The 24,092-nt window shown below is 46.3% G+C and carries 19 protein-coding genes and 1 riboswitch; of the genes, 6 read left to right on the forward strand and 13 right to left on the reverse strand.

What is annotated here, in order from left to right; translation table 11 throughout:
- Positions 1-92 precede the first annotated feature (92 nt).
- Positions 93-1,172, forward strand: a complete 1,080-nt coding sequence (gene fbaA, locus B0I27_RS02045) for a class II fructose-bisphosphate aldolase (protein ID WP_106290867.1) — start codon at positions 93-95, stop codon at positions 1,170-1,172.
- A 106-nt stretch (positions 1,173-1,278) separates the two neighbouring features.
- Here fbaA and B0I27_RS02050 read toward each other — a convergent pair whose 3' ends face one another.
- From B0I27_RS02050 to B0I27_RS02065, 4 genes are all read right to left on the reverse strand, one after another.
- The gene (locus B0I27_RS02050) at positions 1,279-2,583 is read right to left on the reverse strand and encodes an NAD(P)/FAD-dependent oxidoreductase (protein WP_106290869.1); all 1,305 of its coding nucleotides are present in this window, start codon (positions 2,581-2,583) and stop codon (positions 1,279-1,281) included.
- Between the two features lie 113 nt (positions 2,584-2,696).
- Positions 2,697-5,696, reverse strand: a complete 3,000-nt coding sequence (gene secDF / locus B0I27_RS02055) for a protein translocase subunit SecDF (protein ID WP_106290871.1) — start codon at positions 5,694-5,696, stop codon at positions 2,697-2,699.
- A gap of 143 nt (positions 5,697-5,839) precedes the next feature.
- Positions 5,840-6,331, reverse strand: coding sequence for a dihydrofolate reductase (locus B0I27_RS02060; RefSeq protein ID WP_106290873.1), 492 nt, complete (start codon positions 6,329-6,331; stop codon positions 5,840-5,842).
- Positions 6,332-6,355: 24 nt separating this feature from the next.
- Entirely contained in the window at positions 6,356-7,150 is a 795-nt protein-coding gene (locus B0I27_RS02065) for a thymidylate synthase (RefSeq protein ID WP_106291233.1), read from the reverse strand.
- A gap of 113 nt (positions 7,151-7,263) precedes the next feature.
- Between B0I27_RS02065 and ispE the strand changes: the two genes are divergently transcribed.
- On the forward strand, positions 7,264-8,064 hold the full coding sequence (gene ispE, locus B0I27_RS02070) for a 4-(cytidine 5'-diphospho)-2-C-methyl-D-erythritol kinase (protein WP_106290875.1): 801 nt from the start codon (positions 7,264-7,266) through the stop codon (positions 8,062-8,064).
- A gap of 340 nt (positions 8,065-8,404) precedes the next feature.
- Positions 8,405-8,842, forward strand: coding sequence for a hypothetical protein (locus B0I27_RS02075; protein ID WP_106290877.1), 438 nt, complete (start codon positions 8,405-8,407; stop codon positions 8,840-8,842).
- A 289-nt stretch (positions 8,843-9,131) separates the two neighbouring features.
- Here B0I27_RS02075 and B0I27_RS02080 read toward each other — a convergent pair whose 3' ends face one another.
- The 9 genes from B0I27_RS02080 to tgt form a co-directional block, all read right to left on the reverse strand.
- Positions 9,132-10,214, reverse strand: a complete 1,083-nt coding sequence (locus tag B0I27_RS02080) for a YncE family protein (RefSeq protein WP_106290879.1) — start codon at positions 10,212-10,214, stop codon at positions 9,132-9,134.
- Between the two features lie 24 nt (positions 10,215-10,238).
- On the reverse strand, positions 10,239-11,147 hold the full coding sequence (locus B0I27_RS02085) for a PKD domain-containing protein (protein ID WP_245925402.1): 909 nt from the start codon (positions 11,145-11,147) through the stop codon (positions 10,239-10,241).
- 5 nt (positions 11,148-11,152) lie between these two features.
- Positions 11,153-12,277: a YncE family protein gene (locus B0I27_RS02090; RefSeq protein ID WP_106290883.1), complete on the reverse strand. Its 1,125-nt coding sequence runs from the start codon at positions 12,275-12,277 to the stop codon at positions 11,153-11,155.
- A gap of 1 nt (position 12,278) precedes the next feature.
- Entirely contained in the window at positions 12,279-14,330 is a 2,052-nt protein-coding gene (locus B0I27_RS02095) for a TonB-dependent receptor plug domain-containing protein (RefSeq protein WP_106290885.1), read from the reverse strand.
- A gap of 84 nt (positions 14,331-14,414) precedes the next feature.
- A riboswitch (cobalamin riboswitch) is annotated at positions 14,415-14,607 on the reverse strand.
- Between the two features lie 32 nt (positions 14,608-14,639).
- On the reverse strand, positions 14,640-14,939 hold the full coding sequence (locus B0I27_RS02100) for a LapA family protein (protein WP_106290887.1): 300 nt from the start codon (positions 14,937-14,939) through the stop codon (positions 14,640-14,642).
- A gap of 2 nt (positions 14,940-14,941) precedes the next feature.
- A complete protein-coding gene (locus B0I27_RS02105) occupies positions 14,942-17,758 on the reverse strand; it encodes a BamA/TamA family outer membrane protein (protein WP_106290889.1) in 2,817 nt (938 codons plus the stop codon).
- Positions 17,759-18,527: 769 nt separating this feature from the next.
- Complete coding sequence (locus B0I27_RS02110) at positions 18,528-19,436, reverse strand: DMT family transporter (RefSeq protein WP_106290891.1); 909 nt, start codon at positions 19,434-19,436, stop codon at positions 18,528-18,530.
- A 4-nt stretch (positions 19,437-19,440) separates the two neighbouring features.
- Positions 19,441-20,529, reverse strand: a complete 1,089-nt coding sequence (locus B0I27_RS02115) for an LptF/LptG family permease (protein WP_106290893.1) — start codon at positions 20,527-20,529, stop codon at positions 19,441-19,443.
- Positions 20,530-20,534: 5 nt separating this feature from the next.
- On the reverse strand, positions 20,535-21,665 hold the full coding sequence (gene tgt / locus B0I27_RS02120; protein WP_106290895.1) for a tRNA guanosine(34) transglycosylase Tgt: 1,131 nt from the start codon (positions 21,663-21,665) through the stop codon (positions 20,535-20,537).
- Between the two features lie 77 nt (positions 21,666-21,742).
- On the opposite strand from tgt, the gene B0I27_RS02125 reads away from it, so the two are divergent.
- Genes B0I27_RS02125 through rsmG form a run of 3 tightly spaced genes read left to right on the forward strand, consistent with a single transcriptional unit; the run spans position 21,743 to position 24,088 of the window.
- Positions 21,743-22,861 (forward strand): glycosyltransferase, encoded by a 1,119-nt coding sequence (locus tag B0I27_RS02125; protein WP_245925403.1) that lies wholly within the window; start codon positions 21,743-21,745, stop codon positions 22,859-22,861.
- Positions 22,852-23,466, forward strand: coding sequence for an RNA polymerase sigma factor (locus B0I27_RS02130; protein ID WP_106290897.1), 615 nt, complete (start codon positions 22,852-22,854; stop codon positions 23,464-23,466). Before B0I27_RS02125 ends, B0I27_RS02130 begins: the two co-directional genes overlap by 10 nt.
- Entirely contained in the window at positions 23,456-24,088 is a 633-nt protein-coding gene (rsmG, locus tag B0I27_RS02135; RefSeq protein WP_106290899.1) for a 16S rRNA (guanine(527)-N(7))-methyltransferase RsmG, read from the forward strand. Before B0I27_RS02130 ends, rsmG begins: the two co-directional genes overlap by 11 nt.
- Positions 24,089-24,092 lie beyond the last annotated feature (4 nt).

Genomic DNA, 24,092 nt, shown 5'->3' on the forward strand with positions numbered 1-24,092 from the left:
TATGACATCAAAGCGTTAAATTTTATGATCCAAATCATTTAGGATTTAGTTATAATTCTTAATTTCGGAAATCCAAAATAAATTAAATTAGTATGAATCTGAAAAACTATAAAGGCGTATTGTATGGCGACGCTGTTCAGGAATTATTCGAGCAGGCAAAGAAACACCAGTTTGCTTTACCGGCGGTTAATGTGATCGGAACGAACTCCATCAACGCGGTTATGGAAACGGCTAAAGCTGTGAATTCACCCGTTATTATCCAGCTTTCTAATGGTGGAGCGCAGTTTTTTGCAGGCAAGTCGCTTGATAATTCAAAGTTAGAAGCATGTATTCTTGGTGCTGTGTCGGCAGCAAAGCACGTACATTTGCTGGCTGAGCACTATGGTGTTGCCGTGATATTACACACAGATCATGCTGCGATGAAATTATTGCCATGGATCGACGGCATGCTGTCGCACGGCGAAAGATTCCATCAGCAAACAGGAAAACCATTATTTTCTTCGCATATGATTGATCTTTCTGAAGAGCCTATCGAAGAGAATATCGCTATAAGCAAAAAGTATCTGGAGCGTATGAAAAACCTGGGCATGACTCTCGAAATAGAGTTAGGTGTTACAGGCGGTGAAGAAGATGGTGTGGATAACACCGATGTGGATAGCTCACGCTTATACACGCAGCCGGAAGAGGTTTTTTACTCTTACAAAGAACTAAGCACAATTAGCCACAGATTCACCATCGCAGCAGCTTTCGGTAACGTTCATGGGGTTTATAAGCCAGGTAACGTTAAGCTTGAGCCGAAGATTCTTAAAAACTCTCAGGAGTATTTGAAGAAGGAATTGGGTCTTGAAGCTGAGAAACCTATTAACTTCGTGTTCCATGGTGGCTCGGGATCTTCTCAGGAAGAAATCAGAGAAGCAATTTCTTACGGAGCGGTGAAGATGAATATCGATACAGACATGCAATGGGCATTCTGGGAAGGTATCAAAGACTTCTATCAGTCGAAAGAAGGCTACTTACAGTCTCAAATAGGTAGTCCGGATGGTCCTGATTCTCCGAATAAAAAATTCTATGACCCACGCGTATGGTTACGTAAAGGCGAGGAAACGTTTGTAAAGCGTCTTTCTCAGGCTTTTGAAGATCTGAATTGTTTAGACGTGAATAGCAAGTTATAATTCTGCTGTTCTTCTAACTCAAAAAAGAGACTGGTATCATCATGATTCAGTCTCTTTTTGTTTTTGATAGTTTGCTTTGATGTCTTTTTAAACAGGGAGTTGTCCTTTATTTGTTCGCCGTATCTTCCGTCATGGACTCCCTGTTGAAGGGCCTGATGATTAGCCGTGTCCCCCTGTCGTAGCTAAAATAGCTCCAAATCCAATTCACAAGTACCACTAGTCTGTTTCTGAAGCCTACGAGGCTCATCAGGTGCACAAACATCCACACGAACCATGCAAAGACTCCCTGAAAGCGTATTTTGCCCACATCTACAACGGCACGATTACGACCTATAGTAGCCATCGATCCCTTGTCTTTGTATTTAAAAGGCTCTGGTTCTTCTTTGTTGATTATTTTGATCAGGTTATTGGCGAGATGCTGACCTTGCTGCATGGCCGCAGGCGCCACCCCCGGATGCCCGTTAGGATAATCCTCGGTAGACATAGCCGCGACATCGCCTATAGCGAAGATGTCGTCATAACCATCTATTCGATTGAAATGATCTACTTTGATGCGGCCGCCTCTGACGATTCTATCCATCGGAATTCCTTCGGGCACTTCACCCTTAACACCAGCAGACCATAAGACATTCTTTGTAGCTATCTCCTGATTATTTGAAAGGACGATTTTGTCGCCGTCATAGGAAGACACACGGGTATCCGTTAGAACGATTACGCCGAGTTCCTCAAGAAACTTTCGGGCATGCTCCTGTGATTGCTTAGACATGGGCCCCAGAAGCACAGGGGAGCCCTCCACGAGATAAATATTCATCTCGTTCATATCTAGCTCAGGATAATCTTTTTTGAGCACGTGGCGCTTTAATTCAGCTATTGATCCTGCGAGTTCTACACCCGTAGGACCTCCGCCCGTAATAACGAAATTAAGCAAGGCTGATTTTCTTATAGGATCTTTTTCAATTAACGACTCTTCCAGGTTCTGCAAGATCATGCTGCGGAGATTCAGCGACTCAGGAATTGTCTTCATCGGCATCGTGTAATGCTCCAGCTCTTTAGAACCGAAGAAGTTCGTGTCTGATCCGGTCGCCACTACCAGATAGTCGTAGGAGATTTCGCCTATGGAGGTGCTGATTACCTTTCGCTCGGGAATGATGGATTGTACTTCCGCATTTCTGAAGAGAAAGTTGCTCTGGCCTTTGAATATCTTGCGGAGGGGAAACGCAATAGAGTCAGCTTCCAGACCCCCGGTAGCTACCTGATAAAGCAGAGGCTGAAACGTATGATAATTATGTCTGTCGAGCATAAGAACCTGAACTTCTTTATCTCTTAGTTTCTTACTGAGCTGAATGCCACCAAAGCCTCCGCCTATAATAACCACACGCGGGAAATTGGTAGTAGAATCTTGTGAGTTCATATAATGAGTAGATGGTATTTTCAATTAACCTCATTTTGTTGAAAATGTTGGAATTAAAAAAAAAGGCCCCCACTTATGAGTGGGGGCCGTTCTAAATCGTAAGACTATTTATCTTATGGATGGTGAACTTCAGTCTTAGTTGCTTTTTTATCTTCAAATTCCTTCTCACGAATCAACTCCACAACAAACGGAGTTGCTACGAAAAGTGAAGAGTAAGTTCCGAAGATTACACCGATCAACATCGCAAAGGAGAATCCTCTTAGAATTTCTCCACCGAAGATGAAGATAATGATCAATACAGCAATTACACAGATACCCGTTACCACCGTACGGCTCAATGTGCTGTTAAGGGCGTTATTGATCACGGTTGATACACTCTGTCCTTTTCCTTTACCCTCATTGATATATTCCCTGATTCTGTCAAAGATTACGACCGTGTCATTGATAGAGTAGCCCATCACTGTAAGAATCGCAGCAATGAATGCCTGATCGATATCTAAAGAGAACGGTAAAATACCGTTGAACAAGGTGAAAATGGACAGGAGAACCAACACGTCGTGGGCTAATGCTACGATTGCTGATACACCAAACTGCCATCTTCTGAAACGGATAAAGATATACAGGAAGATAACCAGAATAGAGAATAGTACGGCGTACACAGCGGAGATCTTGATGTCGTTCGCTATAGTAGGACCGACGGTCTGCGCATCTTTGATCTCATAGTTAGGGCTGATCTGCGATAGACCGTCGCGAAGCTTCTTGCTCACGATAGCTTCAGTCTCCGGAGAGCTGTCATCGATCATGAAAGAAGTAGTGATTTTAACCTCGTTGCTTGATCCGTAAGTTTTAACCTCAGGCGCTACATCGAACTCAGTTAAGAGCACATCTCTTACATCATCTGTCTTAACCGGTTTATCGAATTCTACGAAGTACGAACGCCCGCCTTTGAAATCAACACCAAGACTGAATCCTCTGGTGAACATCGAGACCAGACCAGCAATAATGATGATACTGGAGATAGCATAGAATTTCTTTCTGCCTGAGATAAAGTCAAACTTGGAATCCTTAAACAGGTTTTCAGTCGCTTTGATAGAGAAGCTGATATTCTGCTTTCTGTCAAGCATCCATTCCAGGATCAGACGGGTAATGAAGATCGCAGAGAACAACGACGTCAGGATACCCAGCATCAAGGTAGTTGCGAATCCAAGGATCGGACCACTACCGAAGATGTATAGAATTACGCCTACAAGGAATGTGGTAATGTTGGAGTCAAGGATAGATGACATTGCCTTGCTGAAACCTTCAGAGACTGCTACCTTCAGCGATTTGCCATTAGCGATCTCTTCTCTTATTCGTTCGTATATCAGTACGTTGGCATCAATAGCCATCGCAAGAGATAGCACGATACCCGCGATACCTGGTAGTGTCAGTACTGCTCCCAAGGATGCCATTACACCCATCAGGAAGAATAAGTTCACTAACAGAGCAGCGTTAGCAACCCATCCGCCTTTGCTGTAATACATACCCATAAACAAGAGGATCACGATCACACCAATGATGGAAGAAGCAAGTCCCTTATTGATAGACTCAAGACCCAGTGACGGACCTACAACATATTCACTAACAATTTTGGCTGGTGCAGGTAAGCGACCGGCTTTAAGTACGTTTGCAAGATCCTTTGTATCGTTAGATGTGAATTGTCCGGTTATCGATGATACACCGCCTGAAATTTCATTCTGAACAGTAGGAGCAGAGTACACATAGTTATCGAGTACGATAGCGATGCTTTTTTTGTTGTTTGGATCAGCCGCGGCTGCAGCAGTTACCTGTCTCCATTTACGTGAGCCTTCAGCGTTCATAATCATGACCACTTCAGGGTTATTGTTCTGATCAACGTCTGAACGAGCATCAGTGATCACATCACCGGCCATTGCAGCCTCACCATTGAATCCGGAGGATTTCAATGCATAAAGTTCCAGAACTTTGCTTTCAGCACTGATCGGTTTAACACCCCAAAGAAGCTTTAAGTTACGCGGGATCAGGGCCTGAACTGCTGGAGAGCTCAGGTAGGCATTCACTTTAGCCGTATCTTTTTGTGCTGCGTAACCTACAACTGGTCCTGGACGAAGAGCCGGTTGTCCGTTTTCTGCCTGATAAGTAGCAGGAGCAAGAACAGCGAAAAGTGGGTTCTGACGAGCCTGATCTGCTTGTGTTCCGGCCAGGCCAGAAGTATCACCACCGGTTGAATCTTTTCTTGCACCAAGTTGTGCCAGCTTACCTGCTGCCGAATCAGGCTTTGCGGTAGTAACTGGTTTAGCGGCTGTAGTATCTTTAGTCGTCTGCGTTGCTGCAATTGTCTTATTGATGTTTTCGATTAAGCCAAATATCTCCTGGTTATCATACGTTTCCCAGAATTCAAGCTGAGCAGATCCTTGAAGTAGTTTTCTTACACGCTGCGCATCAGAAACACCCGGAAGCTCAATAAGAATTCTGTTAGTACCCTGCTGCATCTGAATGTTTGGCGAGGTTACACCAAATTTATCGATACGGGTACGCAGGATGTTAAATGATCTTTCAACAGCACTCGTTGCCTGCGCGCGGAGAAAATTCAATACATCTTTATTGCTTGCGTCGATCTTTACCTGAGCTGCGTTTTCACGTGTAGCAAAGATAGGTGCCAGCTTTCCGCCGGGACTCAGCTTTTCAAATTCTTCGCCAAACAGGGTGACGATATCTTTCTGGCTGGTCTTCAACCGTGCTTCTGCATTCTTTAATGCTGTAGCAAATGTCGCATCAGGATTGTGGTTCGCCAGGTTCTTGATCAAATCTACCATGGAAATCTCCATAGTAACGTTCATACCACCTGCAAGATCCAGTCCTAGTGGAATTTCGCGCTCTTTAACGTACTGGTAGGTAAACTTGGCGAAACCAAGGTTGTACACGGGCTCAGTAGCTACTGAGTCAAGATACGCTGTTTCCTTATCTGGATCTCCCTTGGCGTACTCGCGCGCGTCATTTTCCACCTTTTTAGCCATCCACGTAAACGATAAGGAGTATAAACATCCAATCGTCAATGCGATAGCGGCAAACTTAATCAAACCTTTACCTTGCATTTTTGTTATTGTATATAGTGTAAATTTTGTACTCTTCTACTTCCGACTGCTCAGAAGGGTTTATAATAAGCAATCCTGAATAAGACGGCAAATCTAAATAAATTTTTAATTTATAAAATTCTTTAATTCAGAAAACTCTGCGTTTAAGAAGCCTGTTTTTGGTACTTTAAAAAAGAATATGTATATAGGTTCTTTTCGTCCGGCTCGCAGTCTTCCCTTGATACTTCTTCCCAGTCGTTCCAGTCTATCCCGTTCAGGAATGTATCCGCATCGAAGTGATGCTTTATACGTGTAATATACATGGCTGAAATCAGTGGCAAGGCTTGTTTGAAGATTTTTGCCCCTCCTATTATAAATACTTCTGCCTCCGAAGAGCATAAGGAAATCGCCTCTTCCAGAGAACGAACGAGCTCCGCGTCCTGCAGATGAAGGTTTTCCTGTCTGCTGATAACTATATTGCGACGATTAGGAAGGGCTTTGCCCATGCTGTCGTACGTTTTCCTTCCCATGATCACGGTATGTCCGGTCGTGACGGACTTGAAGTATTTCAGATCAGCAGGCAGATGCCAGGGAAGCTGATTGTCCTTTCCAATACCATAATTCTCGTCAACCGCGACGATTATGCTTAAATTCATAAGGTTTATCGGTAATTAATGTGCTTATACGGCCACAGGCGCTTTAATATGCGGATGTGGGTCGTAGTTTTCAAGACTGAAATCTTCATACTTAAAATCGAAGATATCCTTTATTTCGGGATTAAGAACCATTTTCGGCAAAGGTTTCGGCGCTCTGCTCATCTGAAGTCTTGTTTGTTCCAGATGATTATTATATAAGTGCGCGTCTCCAAGCGTGTGGATGAAGTCGCCCGGTTCCAGATCGCAAACCTGTGCAATCATCATCGTCAACAAAGCATACGACGCAATATTAAACGGTACTCCCAGGAAAATATCCGCGCTCCGCTGATAAAGCTGGCAGCTAAGTTTGCCATCGGCAACGTAAAACTGGAAGAAGCTATGGCAGGGTGGAAGCGCCATTTTCGAAATCTCGGCAACATTCCACGCTGAAACGATTAGACGCCGGGAGTCGGGATTATTCTTGATCTGGTTGATAACGTCTGTAATCTGGTCAATCTGTCCGCCGTCGGGAGTTGGCCATGACCGCCACTGCTGACCGTAAACCGGACCAAGTTCGCCGTTCTCATCTGCCCACTCATCCCAGATGCTGACGTTGTTTTCTTTCAGATACCTGATATTGGTGTCGCCCTTTAGAAACCAGATGAGCTCGTGAATGATCGATCTCAGGTGTACTTTCTTAGTGCTGACCAAGGGGAAGCCCTCCTGCAGATCAAAACGCATCTGATGACCAAAGACGCTTAAAGTTCCAGTGCCGGTGCGATCGTGTTTTTGCGTGCCATTCTCAAGCACATGCTTCATCAGCTCAATATATTGCTTCATCTCAGAATCTCTGTCTAATGCTCCGTCGGCTTCATCGGGTGATGGGTCGGGGCAGAGCCATGCGAATTTAGGAAATAAATGTATTTTTACCACTTTAACGATAAAGATATACTATGATATTGTTTCCGAATGCCAAAATCAATATCGGACTGAACGTGATCAGCCGACGGACTGACGGCTACCATAACCTGGAAACAGTTTTTTACCCCATTCCGCTTCACGACTCCATCGAAGTTGTAGAGGCAGAGCAGATGAGCTTTCAATCATCAGGGATCGAGATTCCCGGACATGCAAACGAAAACCTCTGTCTGAAAGCCTACGATCTGCTGATTAAAGATTTTGCGTTACCTCCCTTGAGTATCCATTTGCACAAGCACATCCCGATAGGAGCGGGACTTGGAGGAGGGTCGTCTGACGCCGCTTTCTTTGTTAAGCTGCTCAATCAAAAGTTTAATCTTGGTTTAAGTACCGCGCAGATGGAAAACTATGTAAGACAACTTGGTGCGGATTGTGCTTTTTTTATAACCAACAAGCCGGTGTTCGCAAATGGAAAAGGCGATGAGTTTACCTCTATTGATCTTGATTTATCTGCCTACAGCATCGTACTGGTTAAGCCCCCGGTCCACGTCTCCACTGGCGAAGCTTATCGGGGTGTCATTCCCCATACTCCGGAGAACTCTCTTCTGGACTTAATCAAGCTGCCCGTCTCCGAATGGAAGAATAAGATCAAGAATGACTTTGAGGATTCGATATTTGAAACTCACTCGCTTATTCGAGAGGTTAAGGCCGACCTTTACGAGAAAGGGGCTTTATATGCCGCAATGAGTGGCAGCGGATCGGCTGTTTACGGAATATTCGAATCTAAACCTGATATCCCTGAGTTTGGTGATGGCTTAAAGGTCTATTGTTTTTAATTAACTTAACAATTTGTCTCTTAGCTAAATAGCGGATCGTGTTTGTTGAGTATCGTTATAGATACAGAAGATATTGATTAATGTTGTCTTTAGTTTAAGCTTTTTTGTAGATATGTGATACTTTGGTTGTTTCAGGTGTGAAAATGGAATTATTCAAGGTTAAAATGTCGGAGTCCAGACGCCTGATTAGCCCATAGTTAATCTGGATAGTCAACAGTTGACCTCGTAATTAGGCATGAGTAAAAATGTAACTAGATGTAACAATCGTTTGAGTCAATGAAACTATTTATCTTAAGTGCCGTTAAAAGCGTATTATATATAAAACTAAACGTACACAGCCATGGCAAATGTGACCGAGCAGGATGTAGTCAACTTCCTGAAGCAAAAAATCACCAAACTTCAAAATGAACTAAAGAAAGCTCAATCAGCACTGGACTTATTCACCGGATCTACGGTTGAGGAAGGTGGCGAGCCTGTTACCGAAGCTATTATTAAGCAGGCGAAGCCAGGTCGGGGACCAAAGGCGGATAAAGTCAAGGCTTTATTGGCTCCCGAAGAATATAATTCAGGTTTAAAGCTGGATGGTAAAATCGCTTATGTTCTTGCCACTAACGGTCCGTCATTTAATACAGATATTATTAGCAAACTACAAGAACTGGAACCTGAGAAAAACGCAGATAAGCTGTTTAAGGCGGTAATGGTTAAACTATCGTCTTTGCACAAAGCCGGAAGGATTAGGGGCGCTAAGGAAGGGCGTAAGTTTAAATACCAACTCTGAGTTTTAGGAAGACATTCCAGGCTTGACTTTGGTCAGGAGCTGAAGAATAACTAATTCTCCCATTCGGGATGTAAGGGTGATCGTTAATCAGGATCACCCTTTTTTCGTTCGTAGGCAGCTTGTCGAGAACCAGTGGTCTGCCGGTGGTTATACTGTGGCTGCACCCACTAGCAGTCCCTAAGCTAGCTACCAGCAGACAGACAACTGGGCATTCGCCAGCGACCAGCGTGTTGCCAGCAGCAGTCCAGTCAGCCACCACTGGCTAGTATGCCCTGGTGAAACAGGCGCTTTACTTATAAATAAATACAGCCTGTTGAGGCGATTGGCCTGTTCTAAACTTGTACGCAAGTGTGCCGTCAGACTTAAAGCAATAGGCCATTCCTGTAGCGTCGCCAAATTTTCCGGAGTCCGTAATCAAAACGTCGCCGTTAAGTGAATTAACCGTTATCCCATAGGGCGTCGTGATCGAAGTCGTACCAGTAGCAAAATTACCAGCCATTTCTCCTGTCGATGTATTAAAAGTCATTACCTCTCGCTGTCCCCACTGCCCCACGGCAGCATATCCGGAGTTTCCCGCAACGGTAAAGATGTCAACCTCCATTTTGTGACTAGCTGTTACGACGTCAGTCTTCGTGTTGATTTTTTTAAATGTGTAGTTGTTTCCTCCAATACCCGGGACGGTTACAAACAGGTTTCCGTCAGGAGCTACGTCAATATATTTGGGGTTAGAACCTACTTCGATTTCCTTTAACTTGGTAAAGCTGTTCAGGTCAACAATCGATATCGTAGATCCAGATCCCGTCCAGAACCGGTCTGAGTTGGCAGCGTAAAGCTTCCCGTTGGCGATGGCCAGGCCTTCCAATGTTCCCCCGGTCTGTACCTCTTTATCAATCGTCAGCGAGGCCGTATCAATCCTGCGGATGTATCCGTCAAATCCTGCCACGTATGCTTTAGTTCCTGCAAAAGCGATGGATCGGGGCAAATAAACCTCTGTTCCTTTGAAAAACGGGATCCTTTTTATAGACTTCAGACTAGACGGATCAAGGACTTCAAGAAACGATTCAGACGCCCCATCTGTACCCGAAACAATACAATAAATCTTGTTTCCATACTGTTTTAGTTGTACAGCGCTTTCTCCCAAGTTATAGCCATTAACCTTCTTGAAATAGTCGGCTATCACGGTATCCTTTTTAATATCATAAAAATCGATGCCGCTATTTTGCATGTTCCATGTGCCTTCATGCAATAGATAAACCCCCGCTGTCTCCGGGTCTGACTTCGTTTGCAGGCTGTCTTTCTTGCAAGCTGATAGGCCAATCAGCAGGAATGCCATTGCAAAAGTTAAGTTTCTGATCAGGTAGTTGTGTTTCATATTTTTGATATTATTTATTGCTGTTTAAGGTATTTGAAGGTCTATAATTCCGGATACGTCGGTCGAAACCTCGCCGACCTGTCGTCCTTCGGTGGTATCATCTCCGGTACTTCCAGCGCTGTTTTGAGCGGTCATAACGCGCACGAAGTCGATATGCTGAAGATCCACTTTGTTGCCGCTCTTGTCCACCGCCCAGGAAATATCAAACGTGTTATATCCGCGCCCATATTCATATCGGAGCTGTATGAACTCTTCAGAACCGCTGTCTGCATAGCCCCAGGCAAACGAAGGATTCGTATTGAGTCCCTCCGAACGCGGTGCAGGAGGGAGGAGCGTTCCGCTGAAACTTATAGAATCCTGTTCTTTAAACCAAAGCGGATAGTACTCCTGACTATGAAAGATATTCCGCAGCACCTTTCCCCGTTTTCCCTGGTTATCTTCCCAGAGAACGTCATCGGTGCTATTTCGGGGATTGTAATAGGTGATGCGGTAATTTTTAACGGTCGCGGGATTAAGATGCTCGCTTCCCGCCAGCTCATACCACTCCCCATCGTCGGCAAGGCCATTGCCGTTCTTATCCTGCATAACGGAAACAATGCCGGGCTCTGACCATTCGGTTCCAACTCCGGTGTTCGGGTTTCCATATATGCCGATGTCTGCGCCCTCTCCATTCTGTATCGTATGGTCGAACGCCACCACTACATAACCACCAAAGGCGCCGAGCGACAGCAGAGATGAGGTTCCGCCCACTAAGGTCTCTGCTGCTTCCGGAGTGCCGGTGTTCTTTTCGTTGATGAACTGTCCCGGTGCTGGCCGGTACTCCAGTACTCTGCTCACATACTTGCTGATAACAGCAGAGTCTTCGCTTTTTTTGCACGAACCAACTGCCATCGCGGCCGCTATCAAAAATGCTAGATATCTTGAATTGATCATGTTCATCAGTTGTTTGGTATAAAGGCCAGGTGAGCAGGGATGTCGCCGGTTACCACCGACCATTTTTTTATGCCGTTTTTGTCGAAACAATAGAGGGTACCCGGACTGAGGTAATCCTTTGCATCAGTAACATATATATCCTTCGTTTCCGGATCTACTGCTATACCGAAGGGTTTAGTAATAATTTTATCCGTTCCGTCTTTAATGAAGTTACCCTCGATTACTGTCTCGTCGCGGACGTTGATCAGCGAGTAATTCACTGTGTTACGCTGGCTGGCGTAGTCCCATTCCAGGCTGTAGACATAGGCCAGGTCATCATCTATCCAGATATTGCTAGTTGAAATATCGAAAACCTTTTTTACCTGTTCTGTGCGTGTATTGATGACGGAGAGTTTGGAAGGAGTGCCGTAATAGTCGCCCCTGGAGCTCACATAGATGTCGCCATACTTATCGGCACGTACACGGTGCAGGTTTTCCGCCACGTCGATCCGCTTGAGTTCCTGAAAGCTGTCGAGATCAATTACCGAAACGCTTCTTTCATAATTGGTGGGGTCATAGCCGCCCGAGTTTGCTACGTAGAGTTTTCTTCCTACAATGGCCATTTCTTCAGGTTGTCTGCCCACTTTGGTGCTTGCCTCAATACGCAGGCTTGCCGTATCGATCCGTACCACCGACCCTTCCGCTTTATTACTGTTGCCGGGAGTGCCTTCGTAAGAACTTACATAAGCTTTACCCGCATCAAACGTGATATACCGGCAGTTCTGAATGTCGATCTTGTTTATTCTCCTGGCGGTGCGCAGGTCGAGCACTTCCACCTTGTTCGAGATGTTTACCACCACATACAATTTAGAGCCGTAGACTTTGATGTCATTTCCAACATCTCCCAGTCCCCTGATCACCTCCGGGTTGGTCGCTTCGAAGATGTTCCGCCGATAGGTTCCAGAAGAGGCTTCGAATTTATCAAGAGAGGCTTTGTTCATGTTCATGTTCCCCTCGTTTAGCAGGAAAAAGCTCCTTGCTTTGGATGGACCCGTGACCTGTTCGGTTTCTTCGGGCACCACGGCTGCATCCTTCCGGCAGGCTGCCAGAACAAGCAGTAAAAAGCTTAAGCTATAGAGTATTCTTTTCATTTCAGATGTTGGTGCTAAGGGTAAATCTGAATGAACGTCCCGGCATCGGGAAGTTCAGCACAATGTCGCGATATTGGTTGAAGATGTTATTCAACTCACCGCTGAGTTTGTATTGGTGACCGGAGATTTTAACCGTCTGTATAAGCGATACGTCATGGGTGTACCAGGGCTGAATGTAGTTAGCAGGGATGTTCGTTTTCTGACTGTAGCGCTCGCCACAATAGGCGTAGCTGTAATTCAGCGACAGATCTTTATAGTCGGCCCCCAATGTTAGCGAACCGCTATGCACCGGGGTATAAGGAATCTGATGATTGAAGTTGGCGGCCCCGGGCGTTACGTCAATGGCTTTCTGGTAGGTATAGTTTAAACCGATTTGAAGTATGACCTCTGAGGAAGCTTGCAACTGAGACCGAAAAGTGCTTTCAATCCCCCGGATATCTACTTCGCCGAGATTGGTCATGGTCCAGCGGAAGAGGTTCTCAGCGGGTATCGCCACAATCTTGTCTTTTACTTTATTATAGTAAGCATTTGCCTGGAAAGACAGGCTTTTCCAAACGCTGCCGTTCAAGTTCTTGTTGAATGAAGCTCCCAGGTTATGTTGTGCAACTTGTTCCGGTTGGAGCGCGGTGTTGCCAATCATACTATAATAAAGATCATTGAAGGTTGGCATCCTGAAGGTCTCCTTATAAAAGGCGTTAACAAGCAGCGGATGTCTGCTGAAGGGCTGCCAGGAGGCGCTTACCGCAGGGGTGTATTTATGGAAGTTGCTGGCTGACTGATACGTTTTCACTTTTTCCGACACATAGGTTCCCAATAAACTTGCCTGAAGATGGAATGTTTTGAAATCTAAAGAAGATGCTGCGGCAACTAAGCCGCTGTTGCGGGTAGGGTAGGCGAAGAAGTCAAGATCAGCGTCCAGCTTATTGCTTATCCAGTCGCCCGAGAGCCCCACTGTCCAGAATGGTTTGATATGATATTTATTCGCGAGGGAGATGTACAGCTCCTTTTGCCGGTAATGGTTGTCGAGCGGCCCTTCCTGACGGTAATAATCCGGGTCAAGGTAGCGGGTGTAGTCATACGCATATTTGGCGTTAGCCATAGTCTGCAGCCTACGCCCGACAGGCGATTTCCAGGATGCCTGTACAAAGCTGTTCCTGTCCCATAGCCGCTCATCCGACTCGAAGTTATTGCTTACGATGGCCCGGGGCAGTCCGCGTGCCGACCGGTAGTGGTAGCTCTTTATTGTCCATTGGCTGCTGTCGCGCATCGTTCCATATAAACCAGCTTCTAATCGCATAGCGTCAATATCCCCGTTCTGCCGCGAGGCGGTGGTGTCGTACACACCATTGGTGTATCTGAATGGATAGTCACCATCCGACTTCTGCCATTCAGTGCTCAGACTGGCAAAAACGTTTTTAGAGATCTTTTGCTGCAACAGGCCAGAAGGGTTGATCAGTCCGAACGACCCGGCCTTTAACTTTAGCCCTGCATTCGTTCGGCGACCTTCTCTGAATACAGGCGCCTTCGACTCCAGATACAGGGAGTTCCCTGCTGCAAACGCCCGCGCAGGTTGGAAGATGTCGCTCTTTTGGAAAGTGTATAGATGGATTTCGCCGATATTATCGAGAGAAAATTTACCCAGGTCGGTCTGGCCGTTCATGGCATTGCCCAGCTGAACTCCGTCATAAAATACCGACGTGTGGTTTGTGCCCATGCTTCTTACATCGACAGTCTTGAGGCCGCCCACGCCGCCATAGTCCTTGACCTGTAAACCCGAGAAGAACCGCAGCGCATCGGCAACGTTCAGACTGTTGAGGCGCTCCAGCTGTGTGCCTTTAAGGCTTTGGTGTGGTACCGGAGACTTTACGGGGGGTAGTAGATGACTTGCGTTTATTTGTACCTGGTGGAGGGTATCGGTATGCAGCAATGCGGGTGCCGGCGAGCTTTTATCCTGACCATAGCAGTATCCTGAACCGGCCAATAAGACCAGCAAAGAAAGCAGGTAGTTAATAAAAGACTTTTGCGGAGCTTTTCCGGCTATTCCTGTCGCCATTGCATATTGATATTACAATTGAGCACAGAATGAAATATAGCCCGACAGATAGATCTCATTCCAGCCTCAATCCACGAAAGCTATGAATCATACATGCTTATGGCAGGTCTTCTGACTTGCTCCTCCTTTGCCTGTCTTCCCGTAAGCATGCGTGCTTACAGTGACATCGTGTGGCATCGGATTAAGGAGCTTACAGCTGCGGGACAGTTCCGGACTCGCACCGGATTCCCTTTTAATCCCCGTCGTGAGACAGAGAACCAAAGCGCAGCAAATGTAAGTCTTTAGGTTGTCAAATGCAATATTGGGATATCAGCTGATGTAATCGCGATCCTCGTCGCTCAACTTTGACTTGTAGGTGTTGACAGGGGTATTTTGAGGATCTTCTTCGGGATAGATGTCTTCTTCTTCATCTATAAGTACCTTCTTTTTTCGCGGACGCATTATCAGCGCACCGACGATGAAGCCAAGCACAAATACAACGGCGAGAATAATAAGCTTTGATATCCTCGTCGTGCCGAATAGCCACATATCTATTTCTTCCGTATTGTTCATCAGAACAATGGTCACCAGAACGGTGATCAGAATGATGAAGAAGGTTTTGATTCTCATAATTAGAAGCTATAAGTTGCAATCGTTTCGAAGATCGGCTTCCGACCCGGTCTATCATTTAAAAATACGACTTTTCCGCCAATATCAAAGTTAGGAAGATAAAAACGGAGCAGGTTCATGTCGCCACGTAGCTCAGCGCCAAAGGAGCGTGGCGAAAATCTGTTGTTATGTCCCACGTTTTCGAAATCGGCGAAGAGTCCCACCTTGATTCGTTTGATATAAGCCAGCGGGCCCATTTCCAGGTCGGGATAGAAGAGCGGGAAGCGGTAGTTAAAAAACAGGGTGTTGTATGTGTTGCCTATTGGTGTCAGAAAGCTATAGCCGGCCACTCGTGGTACATCGACCGCATTCTGGTAGTTGCCGTCTCCTTCCTGGAAGTTGAAGCTGGCGGCGAAAGAATGGTTGCGCATGAGTCCGGGGAAGTACAGGGTGCTCCTGAAAACAAAGAGCTGTCCCTCTACTCTTGGCTCGAAAGGGAAGTGACGGTAGGTTAATGTGATGTTCTGACCCCAGCGCGGAACGAGGTCGCGGGCGCTTCGCCTGCTGTTATGCGAGGCCGACAATTGGTAGTGCATTGGGAAGTCCAGTCTCGTGACGAGCGAAGGCATGCGGTTCTCGATGTCGTATCGGTTGGTGAGGCTGGTGCCCGTCTTGAAGGTTAGACCGTAAGTATGGTTGAATCTATTGAATGTTAGAGGTACGCTCAGCTCCGCCTTGATCTCATTCTCCCGCCAGGTTACGGGGGTATAGGTCGTCACGTTATTACTCGTCGCCCGGCGATAGATCAGTCGAGGTCTGTTGAGGTAATTGACGTTCAGGATCGGGAAGAATCTCTTATAGGCGAAGCCGGCGTTGTACTCACTTTTTCGGAGGGCATTGTTGTACTGATAGCCCGTGTAAAAGCTCATGGTGTTAAGCAGATTGTCGGACTGAATCTCCAGCCCGATGTTGCTGTTATCGAAGTAAGGATTGTCTTCCACGATTGGAATCAGACTGTGAAAATTGAAGAGATTATTCCATTCGTTATACTTGGTGGAGGGATAGCTCTTGTGGATAACATCGTATAATATATTACTGCTTCCTTCCTGTTGATAAGCCGCGTTGCCGTAATCCACAAAATGATTCTTCACCTCTTCCAGAGGAGTGTTTTCTAGGGAATTCGCATTTAGAGTCGCTATATCGTATCCAAAGGGCGTATACGTGTTGAAGGTCATCTTTTTCGAGATCGTGTCGTAGAAGGGATTAAAAGCGCCCAATTTTGCGGAGCTTACCTGGAAGATTTTGCGGTCCGCCAGCTGTAGGCGGTAAATATTATCGGTTCCGTTATAATGCGCTTTAAAAAAAATGGATCCTTCAGCGTACACCGGGCGGAGGATCTCCTGTTTCTGATAGGGTAGGAGAGGGGCAAACTCAGCCAGATCGAGGTCAAGCTCCAGGAGTGTCTTTCCTGAATCGCTGACCGCCACGACCACCGCCTTTTTTGCGTCGGGACTATACGACGGCATTTGCAGCATGTCGTTCTTTGGAGACCTGAATCGTCGGAGTTCTTTGCCGCTTGCGGCGTCAATTTCTGTGAGCGAGATTTCATTAGTATAGGATACTGAAACGGCAATGATTCTGGAGCCGTCAGGCGACAGGGAAGGAGCGAACAGGCGAGTCTTTTTGGTGATCTGTCTAGCCTTTTTTGAAAGGGTGTCATAGACGTTGATGACGTTGAAAGATCGTTGATGAAACCGGCCGTCGAAGCGGTGTTCATCCCACACGATTTTACCCCCGCCGTAGCCGAACCAGGGTAGCTCCTGGTGACCTATTTCGAGTACCTTTTTTTCTTTGCCTGAGGCGTTGATCCGGACGATTCTGGGGGTGCTCGCCTTGCTCTGTTTTAGTGCCAGGATTTCGCCGCCCGGAAGGGTTTGTGGCATCAGGTAATTTTCAGGAACGCTGTCTCGTCTCCTGTTGATCGAAGGGTAGTCGCGGGTGTTGGAACGGTCTGCCTGTGCCTGCCAGAGACGGCGCAGTTCGCTAATGGTAGAGTCGTGGAGCTGGCGGGTGTTCATGCCCGTCAGATTCTTCATGGAGCGGCTCAAATTATATGGCCTGAAGGGTTGTTTAACCATTCGCGAGAACAGCTGTTCCATGATGTCCTCTCCATAATCTTTTCTGAGTTTACTGGTCATGAAAAAGCCGAGTTGATAATAACCGGGACTGAAGTCTTTTACCGAGCCGAGGAAGTTCTTTGAGTAGGAGAAGTTTCGGCCGCTTAGTGTATTGGCGCGTAGTGCTATGCTCCACTCAGGGATCCGGCCTCTGCCTGCATCCGTTAAAGCTGTCTCCGTTACTACGGCATCTCCTTCGAAGAACCAGGGTGGGAGCGTTATCCCGAAAATAGCGAGGGCAAGTTGTTCGAAGAAGGGGGCGTTCAGTTTACCTGTCAACTTGTCAAACTGTATAACGTGTCTCATCTCATGTATAGCCAGACTGTTCAGCCAGCTTTGGAAATCGAAGCTCTGAGAAGGGGTGGTGTAGAACTCTGATCGGCGGGGGGCCAGCTCAACAAATCCATTGGAGGTGACGCCTTGATTTTGGAGGATGATAGAAATCTTTTTAGGCCTTACCCGGATGCTCTGGCGTTCCTTCTCTATAATAGTTTCCAGCACTGCGGTGATCTTCTGAGCCTCTTCCGAAAGGGCGGATGGGAAGATTACCTGAAAGTTTGGAGTGTTGATTTGGCGCCATCGGAGGGAGGGAGGGTTCTGGTCAGAGCTGTAGACTTGGGCAGAAAGCTTATCTGAAAGTAAGGTTGAGCATAAAATAAACAATGTGCTGATAGTAATGCGTATATGTGAGATAAAATGTTGGTTTTTTGGCACTTGCTAAATATATTAGTTAAAAATACATAGTGGTCAGAATATTACATAAATGAATACATGAAGATGTGGTAAAATTAATGCTGATTACCATCGGTTTATTCTATTTATACAATCTCTTCTTAATCGGGATAAAAACTGAATTTACGCATTTTTTGTAACAATACGGCCGATTGCTTTTCGAATCTCTGTTTGAAAGAGAGGTCTCTCTCCTCCCCCTCTGTCCTGTGTGAGTTTAAGCAGTTTTTGGACGCTCGATCATCACACATACCTTACACTAAGAAGAGCAAATGCCGTGCCACCCAAGGCGAGGAAGTAGTCCCGATGCCGGGTCTCCGACAGGCTGAGGCAAGAGGCGAGAAACGCAAGAGACCACGTTTGCTGTCATATCTGTTCCTCTTAAATTCGGCTGCTTTTAGGTGTCTCCGGATCGGCTGGAAGGCTCCTTTTGGATGTGGATATAGTGCTCCCGCTTGCTGAAAGTCGATGTGTGAATTGTGTCGATATGGCAGTATGTCGTGATGTTGCTAAGGTCAGAAATTTCTGGATGATCTGCTTTCGGGGAGCTGAAGAAGGGGTCAGTAGTGATCCGAGGTACCGTGGTTGATTACCAAGGCGCTACTGATGTATGTGTTTTTATCCCTGGATATCTTCCATAATAAATGCCCGTAAACTAAAAGGGCCCGTTTTAAACGGGCCCCTTAGTGTATTTTTTGAATATCTATACCAGCGGTAGAGTCTTCTCGAGCTTTCGCTTTTCAATCTTGTTTCGCAAGTAAGGGTACATGAAGATAGCCCCCATGATCATGGCCGCACCGCCATAGAAGCCTAGCGTCATATGCTCCCTGCTGCCATAGAAAATGAATGCCAGGAGTATGCCGTATACGGGTTCCAGATTGGTGATCAGGGCAACCCTGAATGCTGATAATTCACGCATCACAGCTACCCCTGCAACGTAGGCCAGCGAGGTGCAGATCGTTCCCAGGATCATGAGGTAAACGAAGTCGGAAGTCTGTAATTTCATGCCCGAATCAAAGCCTCCGGTGAGCGACATGTACAGCGAAAGCCATATAAATGCACCAATCATTTCATAGAAACTGATGAGGCTCGCAGGGTGCTTTTGCACCTGTTTGGAGTTAATGATGGAGAATAAACTGGCCAGGAAAGCACTGCCTAATCCCAGCGAAATTCCCAGTGAATACTGGCTCTCAAATTTGAAGATCATCACGATTCCGCAGATGATAAAAACGCCTGTGAAAATTTCCAGCGGAGAGATCTTTTTACGGCCAATCAGAGGCTCCAGAATAGCGGTAAAAAGAGTCAGCGAAGAGAGGCAAACGAGGCCCACAGAGATGGTTGAACTCTTGATGGACTGAAAGAATAATATCCAGTGTCCGCCTACCAGTGCACCTGTTAAAAACAGTTTCAATAGTGCCTTTCGGGGCAAAGAAAGAGAGGTCTTCGTCACCTTGAAATAGACATACAAAGTGATGAATGCGATGAGCACCCGGTACCATACCAGAGGTACGCTGGGGATGCTGATAACGGAGCCGAGGATGCCGGTAAAACCCCACACCAATACCGTTCCGTGAAGGATTAAAAGATTACGATTACGAGAAGAAAATGACATGTTTTTATTTCGGTGCCTTAATCATGAGATAAACACCCAGGGCACCAAAAAGGATGTTCGGTATAAAGACGGCAACAAGAGGAGGGAGTCCTCCTTTAAGGGAGAACATGGTGGAAAATTGAATAAATAGGATATAGGTGAAGCTCAGGAAGATTCCGATACCAAGCGGCAATCCGATACCTCCACGTACCTTTCGCGACGACAGAGAGACTCCCATGAGGGTTAAAACGAATGCGGCAAGTGGGTTTACATACCGCTTATACAATTCCAGCTGCAGCAGCTGCATCACGCCCGTTCCCCGGATCTTCTCTTTCTCAATCCGTTCATTCAGTTCAGGGGTAGACATGGCCGAATAGATATTGTCGTAAACTACAAAGTCTACGGGTCTCATATCCAGCGTAGTATCCTTCTTTGTGCCCGAGGTCATCGTCTCTTTCAAGCCCTTGATGGTTCTGACGGTATAGTTCTCTATGCTCCATTTCGACTTAACGGAATCCCAGACAATACGGTCGGCCATCATTTTCTCAACGAGCTGATCGCCGTTAAACTTCTCCAGAATGAAAGTATAGCCAACTTTCTGCACGTTATCAAAGTTCTTGATGAAGACCAGTGTATTCTTGTCGATCTGCATATGCGTCTCTGACTTGGATTCGTTATTCGCCGGTTTGATATAAATATTCTCAAACCGGATCATCAGTTTATTCGTCTGAGGGATTACAAAAAGATTGGCAATCAGGCTAATAGAAAACAGAATGAAGGAAGATATGAAGTACGGCCAAAGAAAGCGTTTGAAGCTGACCCCTCCGCTCAGGATGGGGACGATCTCCGTTTGGTCGGCCATTTTAGCCGTAAAGAAGATCACTGCAATGAAGTTGATCAGTGGCCACAGGAAGTTCAGATAGAAAGGTACAAAGCCCGCATAGTACTCAAACAGGATCTTGGAGAGGGGAGCACTCCTTTTAAGGAAGTCGTCCAGCTTCTCTGACACGTCAAAGATCACAATCACTACGGTAAAAATAGCGCAGGTAAACAGGAACGTACCCAGGTACTTCCTGATAATATACCAATCTATGATCTTGACGAATCTGTTCATTTGTACTACAAACGTTGAGCTAACTGTACTACCATTTTCTTCTTCCAGTCGTAAAATTCACCGGAAATAATCTTCTCACGCGCCTCGCCCACCAGCCAGATATAGAAATGGAGGTTATGCAAGGTTGCTATCTGAGCGCCAAGGATTTCCTTTGAAGAAATCAGGTGACGAAGATAGGCTTTTGTGTATACCTGGTCAGCAAAAAGATCGCTGTCTGCCTCAATGGGCGAGAAATCGTTCTTCCACTTTTCGTTCCGCATGTTCAGGATACCGTTCTTGGTGAAAAGCATACCGTTACGTGCATTACGGGTCGGCATAACGCAGTCAAACATGTCCACGCCAAGGGCAATGTTCTCCAGGATATTCACCGGAGTACCAACACCCATCAGGTAACGAGGTTTGTCCTGAGGTAAAATATTACATACCAGCTCGGTCATTGCGTACATTTCTTCTGCGGGTTCTCCAACAGAAAGTCCGCCGATAGCGTTGCCTTCGCGGCCAAAGGAAGCGATCACTTCTGCCGATCTCACACGAAGATCTTTGTATACAGAGCCTTGAACGATAGGGAATAAGGTTTGCGAATAGCCATATTTAGGCTCCGTAGAGTCGAACCGGTCGCAGCAGCGTTTTAGCCAGCGGTGCGTCATCTCAATAGAGCGCTTCGCATAGTTATAGTCGCATGGGTAAGGTGTACACTCATCAAAGGCCATAATGATGTCGCCACCAATCACCCGCTGGATGTCCATCGCCGCTTCCGGAGTAAACAGATGTTTTGAACCGTCGATATGCGAGCGGAAAGTTACCCCTTCCTCCTTGATCTTTCGTACATCTGACAATGAATACACCTGATAGCCACCGCTATCCGTCAGGATGGGACCATCCCAGCCATTGAACTTATGCAAACCTCCTGCTCTTTCCAGCGTCTCCAGTCCGGGTCTGAGGTAAAGATGATAGGTGTTTCCCAGTATGATCTGGGCCTTGATATCGTTCTTTAACTCCCTCTGGTGTACGGCTTTAACCGTACCTGCGGTGCCCACAGGCATGAAAATGGGTGTCTTTATATTACCGTGATCGGTCGTGATCTCACCGGCTCTTGCCTGTGATTGCTGATCTTTAGCCTCTAATTTGAATTTCATTTAACGTGCAAAGGTAAGAATTTGATTGAGGTTCCAACTTTACTTTTAACTTTGCGCTCTATAAACGAACGTACACCTTGGTAGATTATATCTTTGTATCTGTTTTTATTTTACTGCAGGTAGTCCTGATTATTCAATTATACTTTATTACCATTGTGCACGGCCGGCTTCGAGCTTATAAAATCACGGAACCGGCAGAGCAAACAACGCTCCCTGTATCCGTTATCATCTGCGCCCGGAACGAGGAAAAGAATCTCGAAAAGAACCTCAGTCTGATCCTGGAGCAGGACTATCCTGACTTCGAAGTGGTCGTCGTGAATGACTGTTCATCCGACGATTCTGAAATGCTTTTACGCGGATTTTCTTCCAGATATCCGCATCTGAAAGTCGTCACGCTTACCGAACATGCCCGCTTCAAGCACGGAAAAAAGTTCGCCGTTACGATAGGGGTGAAGGCCGCTAAAAACGAACATCTGCTGTTTACTGATGCCGACTGCCGTCCCGCGTCACCCAACTGGATCCGCAGGATGCAGGCCCAATATACCCCCGGCATATCTATCGTACTGGGATATTCTCCCTACGAAAATCGTGGCGGCTTCCTCAATGCCTTTATCCGTTACGAGTCCTTCAGTACCGCATTGAATTACCTCTCTTTTGCCTTGGCCGGCAATCCATACATGGGAGTCGGACGTAACCTCAGCTATACCAAGTCGCTTTTCTTTAAGGCCAAGGGCTTCGCTTCGCACATGCATATTCTCTCAGGCGATGATGACCTTTTTGTGAATGAAAATGCCACATCAGCCAATACCGGGATCGAAGTTCATCCCGATAGTCATGTCTGGTCTGAACCCAAAACCAGCTGGTCGTCGCTATGGCGCCAAAAGGTTCGCCACATGGGTGCGGGTAAGGCTTATAAAGCAAGAGATAAGCGGATCCTGTCCCTGCAAACAGGAAGTTCGGTGCTTTTTTACGTCCTGCTGGGCGCGATGGCTGCGCTGCAGGCACAATGGTGGATCGTTCCGGCAGTTTACCTGATCCGGCTGATCATCCAGATTGTTGTGTACTATCCTGCAATGAAGAAATTAAATTGCAAAAATGTGATATGGTGGTTCCCGCTATTGGATTTGTTTTTTAATACCTTTATAAGTATACTGGCATTAGTGGCATCATTCAGGAAAAAGGTACAATGGAAGTAAACCCGAATTTTTCAGTTAACGCAGTAAATGATTTCAATCAGGTACAGCGTGCCAAGGGCGGCGATCAAAAGGCTTACGCCGAACTGATGCAGCGGTATCGGGATTCTATCTTTTTCATGACCCTGAAGATGGTGAACAACCGCGATGATGCCAATGACCTCACCATCGAGACTTTCGGAAAAGCCTTCGAAAACCTCGAAAAGTACAAGCCCGACTTTGCATTCAGTACCTGGCTCTTCCGCATAGCCACCAATAACTGCATCGACTTTATTCGTAAGAAACGCCTTAACGTCGTTTCCATGAATGCGATGGAGGATAAAGATGGGGATGAACGAACATTCGATATCAGGTCAGACGTCCTGAATCCCGAAGAACGCTCCATCAAGAAACAGCAAAAAGAAACCCTGCAGCTTATCATCGATAAGCTTCCAAACCGATATAAAATTTTAATCAACCTTCGGTATTTTGAAGAGATGTCTTACGAAGAGATCTCTACACAGCTCGATCTTCCCCTCGGCACTGTCAAAGCACAGCTGTTCAGAGCAAGAGATCTGCTGGCAAACGTTTTAAACCGCAGGAAAAAAAATCCCTCAAGTGACTTCTGAATTAATTACACATTACTTTCCCAACCTCAGCGAAGAGCAAAAGCAGCAGTTCGCACAATTAGAGGAGCTGTATGCCACGTGGAACGCGCAGATCAACGTGATCTCCCGCAAAGACATTGAGAGCCTTTACCTGCGTCATATCCTGCATTCCCTGGGTATTGCCAAGGTGATATCCTTCCTGCCCGGAGAGAAAGTCCTCGATGTAGGTACTGGAGGAGGTTTTCCGGGAGTTCCCCTGGCAATTCTTTTCCCTGAAACATCCTTCCATCTTGTCGATTCCATCGGAAAGAAGATCAAGGTGGTGAAAGAAGTATCCAAAGCTATCGGACTGAAAAATCTCGAAGCTACCCATGCCCGTGCTGAACAGATCGATGACAAGTTTCACTTCGTGGTGTCCCGTGCAGTTACGCAACTTAAAGACTTCTACCCGTGGGTGAAAGGCAAGTTCGAGAAGACCTCAGGCAATACCCTGCCCAACGGTGTATTGTACCTGAAAGGCGGAGATTTGCAGCAGGAGATTGCAGAATCAGGACTGAAAGACGTAACGCTTACACCCCTGTCAAAATACTTCGCAGAGGATTTTTTTGACACAAAATTTGTGCTATCTTTCAAGGCCCAATAAAGCC

The sequence above is a fragment of the Arcticibacter pallidicorallinus genome (assembly GCF_003002875.1).
Lineage (GTDB): Bacteria > Bacteroidota > Bacteroidia > Sphingobacteriales > Sphingobacteriaceae > Arcticibacter > Arcticibacter pallidicorallinus.